This window comes from Verrucomicrobiia bacterium, from assembly GCA_035946615.1.
Lineage (GTDB): Bacteria > Verrucomicrobiota > Verrucomicrobiia > Limisphaerales > UBA8199 > DASYZB01.
Genome location: DASYZB010000085.1, coordinates 21,014 through 27,342, shown reverse-complemented (window position 1 = coordinate 27,342; position 6,329 = coordinate 21,014). Strand labels below are relative to the sequence as shown.

Annotated in this window: 4 protein-coding genes; 2 read left to right on the top strand and 2 right to left on the bottom strand. The window is 60.7% G+C overall.

The window, feature by feature from the left end; translation table 11 throughout:
• Nucleotides 1–250: 250 nt before the first annotated feature.
• Together lysA and VG146_12475 are read right to left on the bottom strand one after the other, a co-directional pair.
• Nucleotides 251–1,549, bottom strand: coding sequence for a diaminopimelate decarboxylase (gene lysA, locus VG146_12480; GenBank protein ID HEV2393165.1), 1,299 nt, complete (start codon nucleotides 1,547–1,549; stop codon nucleotides 251–253).
• 9 nt (nucleotides 1,550–1,558) lie between these two features.
• Nucleotides 1,559–2,917 carry a hypothetical protein gene (locus VG146_12475; GenBank protein HEV2393164.1) on the bottom strand — a complete coding sequence of 453 codons (1,359 nt, stop codon included), beginning with the start codon at nucleotides 2,915–2,917 and terminating at the stop codon, nucleotides 1,559–1,561.
• A gap of 482 nt (nucleotides 2,918–3,399) precedes the next feature.
• On the opposite strand from VG146_12475, the gene VG146_12470 reads away from it, so the two are divergent.
• Complete coding sequence (locus tag VG146_12470) at nucleotides 3,400–5,625, top strand: ATP-binding protein (protein ID HEV2393163.1); 2,226 nt, start codon at nucleotides 3,400–3,402, stop codon at nucleotides 5,623–5,625.
• Nucleotides 5,610–6,305: a response regulator transcription factor gene (locus VG146_12465; GenBank protein HEV2393162.1), complete on the top strand. Its 696-nt coding sequence runs from the start codon at nucleotides 5,610–5,612 to the stop codon at nucleotides 6,303–6,305. The genes VG146_12470 and VG146_12465 overlap by 16 nt, the downstream gene beginning before the upstream one ends.
• Nucleotides 6,306–6,329 lie beyond the last annotated feature (24 nt).

Here is a 6,329-nt window from a genome sequence, read left to right as displayed (position 1 = left end):
GCCCCCAGGACCTGGCCCAATCCCCACTGGCCCGCAGCTATCGTGAATTCGAAAGCCAGATCCTCACCTTCCTCCAACAAAAACACGCTGCTTGAAATGTGACTCAACAACCTACAATTTCAGAATTCAAGGACTCTAGTGATTCTTAAGAGCACGCCTTTTGCTTTCCTTTGTCGGAAACCTTGTCGAAAACTTAAGTTTCCGACAAAGGGAGAGATCGTTATGGGATGTCCAAACTCCAGCCTCTATCTCATTCCAACCAGGCGGCAATCTTTTCTGCGTTCCAAATCCCGGTGATGGGCTGGCGCTCGCGCACCAGAGCTGTCCGGCGGCCATTGACGAGCACCTCGGGCGCGACCGGGCGGGTGTTATAGTTGGAAGCCATCACTGAGCCATACGCGCCGGCGCTTAGCAGGGCCAGGTAATCACCCTCTCGAACCCTGGGCAGAGGCCGATCATGACAGAAGAAATCTCCCGATTCGCAGATGGGCCCGACCACATCGGATTTGATTTGCGGGCCGGCTTTGCGTCGCAGCGGAACGATCTCGTGATAGGCATCGTAAAAGGCTGGCCGGATTAGATCGTTCATCGCGGCATCTACAATCACAAAAGTCTTTGTGCCAGTGCGTTTGACATATTCGACCCGCGTGATGAGAGCGCCGGCATTGCCCGAGATGAAGCGGCCTGGCTCGAGCAAAATGCGCAGGCCGAGCGGTTCGAGCAGCGGCACGAGTCCGGCAGCGTACCTTTGCGGGGTCAGGATGTCCCGGGCCTCCGCCCTGCGCCACCAACTTTCAACACCGCTGGCCAGGGCCGGCCTGTACACGATGCCCAAGCCGCCGCCGATGCTGAAAAATTCGATGCCATAGCCGGCCTGGAGACTCTTGACCAGCGGCAACACCTTTTGCACCGCGCGCTCGAATGGCTTTACGTTGGTAATTTGTGACCCGAGATGCATCTGAAGTCCGCGCAGGCGCAGGTTCTTTAACCGAGCCGCACGGGCATAGACTCCCGGAATCTGTTCCAATGCAATCCCGAATTTGGTCTCGTAGGTGCCGGTGGTGATCTTTTTGTGAGTGCCGGCCTCGACATCCGGGTTCACCCGCACCGCTACGGGAGCGGTTTTCTGGAGACGCGCGGCCACCCGGTTGATGCGCTCCAACTCCGGTTCGCTTTCGGCATTGAAGCAATACACCCCCGCTTTGAGGACCAATTCAATTTCCTCCTCTTTTTTGCCTACGCCGGCAAAGGCGCACTTGGCCGGCTCGCCGCCGGCGGCAATCACCCGTTGCAACTCGCCGCCGCTGACGATGTCAAAACCACTCCCCAGGCGCGCCAGAGTCCGCAAGACGGAGAGATTGGAATTGGACTTTACCGCGAAACATATCCGGTGGTCCAAGCCCGCCAGAGCCTGGTCCAGCTTTTGAAAATGGTCCGTCAGCGTCTGCTGAGAATAGACGTAAAGCGGCGTGCCATACTTTTTCGCGATGGATTCGAGCGGAACAGCCTCGCAGCACAGTTTCTGGCCAGCGTAACGGAACTGGTGCATGGGGGCGTTTTATTGCCCCGCGAGAATCTTGGCGCGCCCGGCCTGGTATTGTTCCGGAGTGATGGCGTCGGCCTTGTACAGGCGCAGGAGATCATCCAGGCGGCGCTGTTGATCGGCGGAAATGGGAAGGGCCGGGGCCTGCAACGCAGGGAAATCGTTCACACTGATGATGCCGCGCCTTTTTCGGGATGGATTAGGGTTGGCGCCAGTCTGCGCCTGCGCCGCGCGCTCCGCTGCCCGGCGCGCCTCGGCTTGCGCGGCGGTGTCGGGCATCGGTGAGGAAGAGATTGGGGGGGCGCCCTGAGGCATATTCTGAGCCTCTTGCATCCGTTGGCGCTCGGCGGCCATTGCCTTGGCTATCGCGTCCGGGTCGGCTGGTGGGATGGCGCCGGGGATAGGAGCCGAAAGGGCGGGAGGCGCCGGCGAGGACGGAGCGGCGGACCCCGGAACTGATGCTTGGGGTTGCTGAACGACCGCTTGGCTCATCTTTTCGCGCAGGGCTTCTCGGGCTTTGGCAATGGCATCCGCATCGCTCGGCGCCGGCGCTGCTTGCGTGACCGGTTCGGGTGCAGGCGCGGGGGCTGGTGCAGCCGGGGAGGGCGGTGGGATGGGCGCGGCTGTTGCCGGCGGGGTGACTGCCACCGCAGGCGGCTGCGGCGCGACGGGCGGCGCGCTTACCGTTGCGGGTGCGGGCTGGCTCATCTTTTCCCGCAGCGCTTCACGCGCCTTTTCGATAGCAGCAGAATCCGCAGCCTGCGGGGCGCCGGGAGGAACCGCTGCCGGTTCAGGGGCTGCCGCGACTGGGGCCACCGGGGGCGGGGCCTGCGGGGGATTGGTCGGCGCCTGTGGAATGGCCGCAGGCGGGGCGGCAACGGTTGCCGGCACGGATTGCATTTCGCTCATTTTTTGGCGCACAGCCTCGCGGGCCTTGGAAATCTCGGCGGAATCTGCAGGCTGCTCTGCGCTGCCCGCAGCGGGCGCAGGCTGAGCAACGGGAGCTGATCCAGCGGGCAAAGGCGCGGAGGGAGCCAAGGCCGGCGGCGAAGTGGAAACGGAGGCAGGCTGTTGGGGCGAAGCTTGGTTCAGCTTCTGTTCCATGGCTTGGCGCGCTTTGGCAATGCTGGCCGGATCGGATCGTCTGGGCCGGGGATTGATTTGCGGGGCTGGCGCAACAGCGGCGGGGTTGGTTTGTGTCGTCGGGGCTGAGACAGCGGGGGCCGAATTGGATGCCGCCGGTTGGCTTTGTGGCTGATTGAGCTTTTGCTCCAAGGCCTCGCGGGCTTTATTCTGGAAAGCATTATCTTCTCCGCGAACGGCCAGGACGCAAACCGCCGCGCAGATGGCCAACAAGCATTTTGAAATCTGCATAAGGGATATTTACAAAAAAAAGGGAGCCGACGCAACAGGTTATTACCTGGGCTTGTGGCTCGACTACAGGAGTCAGGCCGGCGCGTCGCGCAGGCTTCAGAGCCTGTTTTGAAAGTGGCCGGCTCCCTCTCCTCCTCGTTCTCGTCCTCGGTTTTTCAGGGCTTCGAGAAAGAGCACTAGGACGAATCGCGGCAATTCCATTTTTAAAACAGCCTTCCAACTGCTGTATCGAGGATTTCGTTCTCATCCCGGAGGAATGGTTGAGAATAGCCCAACGCTTCAGCGTTGGGTTTAGCGCACAAGGCCACAAAGTCCCGCAGGGATGGTTGAACCTAATCGCTTACGTAAGACATGTGCCAAGGTTGTTCCTCAAATCCCCTTCGTGAGAATTCGTGCAATTCGTGTCATTGCATTTCCTTTTTTACATTTTCATGACAATCGCCTGCTTTTCCTTGCATTATTCTCGTTGCACAGGCTCAGACATGGCTCGGCATTTTCCAACGCAAAAGTCCACCTTCTTATGGCAGGCGATCTTGATAGTGCTGCCGGTGCTGCTGCTGGCGGTTGTGGGGTTCTTTTCGCTGAGGCAGGATAAACTCCTGGCCCAACACGAAGCAGCCGAGCGCGCCCAAGGCCTGGCCGACAACTTGGCGCCTGTTATTTGGAGCGATCTAACCGCCAAAGGCGATAAGTTCGACAGCCGCGCCTTTAAAGTCGATTCCGCCGGTCGCCTGGTTTATCCGCCGCCCTACCCCCCGATTCCCACGGCGCAAAACTTCAAGAGCACCGGTCTGAATTTGGAGCAGGTCCGCCTCTGGCAGGCGGCGCAGCAGGCAGAGGCAGGCGCGGGAGACCCCGCGCGCGCCATTGCGCTATTCCGCGAGCTGTTAAAATCGGAACCACCCAAGGGCATCGTTGCCCGGGTGAACTTTTCTTTGGGGCTGTTGCTTCAGAAGCAGGGCAAAACAAAGGAGGCCGCAGGGATTTTTCAACTACTGGTGGACAAGTTTCCGGAGGCGCTCGGCGAAAGCGGCCTGCCGCTTCAGCCACTAGCCCGGCTCAAATTGATGGAATTATCAACTCTCCGGCCCCAGGCGGCAGCGGGCGACCCGCTCTTGTTACTAAACGCTCTCTGCTCGAACGCCATCGAGCATCCGAACGCCCTCACACCCCAGATTCTGAGCCGGGCCATGGAGTTGGCACGCACGCCCCAAGCCCAGGAGCGGGCCTTCAAATGGCAGGAGCTTTGGGCTGAGCAGGAAATGGCCCGGTTTTTATATTCGGCTGCAAAGAAGTACTTACAGACTGCGCAGCCTGGCGTCGTTCTCATGAGTGAGTCGCCGGCCAATCCAGCCCAGGCAAGCCCGGCTGTCGAAGGCGAGACTTCTCCATCAGTTGCGCCCCCCCAGCTACCGCAGATGTTTTGGTTTGAACCGTCCCCCGATTCGAGCAAGCCGGCTCCCGTCCCAGAGACCCGAATCGAGTCCTGGCTTGCTGCGCGTTGTGAAGGCGATGCGACCAATTGCTATGTGTGCCGCTCAGAATCCGAAATTGGTTCGAGGCTGCGGTCGTTTCTGCAAGAAAAGTGGCAGGTCCCCGATTATTTCGGAATCGCAATCGAAGTAGCGGGCAAACGGGTGAGGAACTCTGCGCCAGACCTGCGCATGTGGCATCGAACGCATTACATGGGCGGCAAAGGGGCGGGGCAGGAGGGAATAGAATTGTTAGGACAGGTTGCCACGAATATTCTGGCCTCGGCGGCCGGACCCGACAGGGCCGGCCCGTTGAAAGTGCTCGTCTATCTGACCAGCCCGCAAACCCTTTACGAGCGCCAGAGCGCGCGCACCTTTTGGTTCGGCTCGCTGATCGCCGCTTCGGCAATGGTTGCTTTGGTTGGACTGCTGGCGGCCTATCGGGCCTTTAGCCGGCAGCTCCGGCTGAGCGAGCTGAAGAGCAATTTTGTTTCGAGCGTCTCGCATGAGTTGCGGGCGCCCATCGCCTCCGTCCGCTTGCTTGCCGAGAGCCTCGAACGCGGCAAGGTCTCCGAGCCCTCCAAGCAACACCAGTACTTCGGGTTCATCGCCCAGGAATGCCGCCGGCTCTCTGCCCTGGTCGAGAACGTCCTGGATTTCTCTCGCATCGAGCAGGGGCGCAAGCAATATGAGTTCGAACCGACCAATGTGGCCGCCCTAGTCGAGCAAACCGTTCGGCTGATGGAAACCTACGCCGCAGAAAAGCAAGTGCATTTGAGCCTGAGCCTGCCGCAGCCTGTCGAGCCAACGCCCGGCTCTCCGCCTCCGGCGTTGGACGGCAAGGCTATCCAGCAGGCGCTGGTCAATTTAATCGATAACGCCCTCAAACATTCCCCGAAAGAAGGCAACGTCCGCGTGGGCATGGAACAAGCCGCACCCCAAAGCCAGGAGCCAATCGCTCGCCCCAGCGATCCCGCCGTTCGGACCCCGGTCTCTACCATTTCCATTTGGGTCGAAGATGACGGCGAAGGCATCCCCGCCGCCGAGCACGGGAGAATCTTCGAGCGCTTTTACCGGTGCGGCTCGGAACTGCGGCGCGAAACGCAGGGGGTCGGCATCGGCTTAAGCATTGTCAAACACATCGTCGAGGCCCACGGCGGCCAGGTCCTGGTGCGCAGCGCGCCGGGCCAGGGAAGCCGCTTTACAATCGAATTGCCGATATGGAACGGATATTAGTCGTCGAAGATGAGCTGCCGATGCGCACGGCCCTTGAAGACGTGCTGCAAAACGCCGGCTATCGCGTGCTCACGGCTGCCGATGGCGAAATGGGTCTCCAGCGAGCCGTGGCCGAAAAGCCTGATCTGCTCCTGCTCGATATCATGATGCCCCGGCTCGACGGCTACGCCGTTTGCGCCGAGTTGCGGCGCCTCGCCAATCCCGTTCCTATCCTCATGCTTACCGCCAAAGGCCAGGTCGAAGACCGCGTCATGGGCCTCGATGTCGGGGCCGATGATTATCTGGTCAAACCCTTCAGCACCGATGAACTGCTGGCGCGCGTCCGGGCCCTGCTCCGGCGCGCCCGGCGTCCGGCCCAAGCCCCAGCCACGCTCAACCTGGGCGATGTCCAGATAGACCTGGTCCGCCAAACCGCGCGGCGGGGACGCAAGCCCGTTCACCTGACGGCCAAAGAATTTGCCATGCTGCGGTTGATGGCTGAAACACCCGGCGAACCGGTCTCGCGCGAGCGGTTCCTGGACCTTGTCTGGGGCTATACGGCTTTCCCAACCACGCGCACGGTGGATAACCACATCGCCGCGTTGCGTAGCCAAATCGAGGCCAACCCCGAGCAGCCGCGCTGGATCAAAACCGTTCATGGGGTGGGCTACAAGCTCGACATGGAAATTACAAAACAATGACAATTCAGCGGGCGGGCTTATGCC

Bases quoted from the DNA above. Each gene is read 5' to 3' on its own strand.
- lysA (HEV2393165.1), bottom strand. From the start codon at position 1,549: ATGCACCAGTTCCGTTACGCTGGCCAGAAACTGTGCTGCGAGGCTGTT.
- VG146_12475 (HEV2393164.1), bottom strand. From the start codon at position 2,917: ATGCAGATTTCAAAATGCTTGTTGGCCATCTGCGCGGCGGTTTGCGTC.
- VG146_12470 (HEV2393163.1), top strand. From the start codon at position 3,400: ATGGCTCGGCATTTTCCAACGCAAAAGTCCACCTTCTTATGGCAGGCG.
- VG146_12465 (HEV2393162.1), top strand. From the start codon at position 5,610: ATGGAACGGATATTAGTCGTCGAAGATGAGCTGCCGATGCGCACGGCC.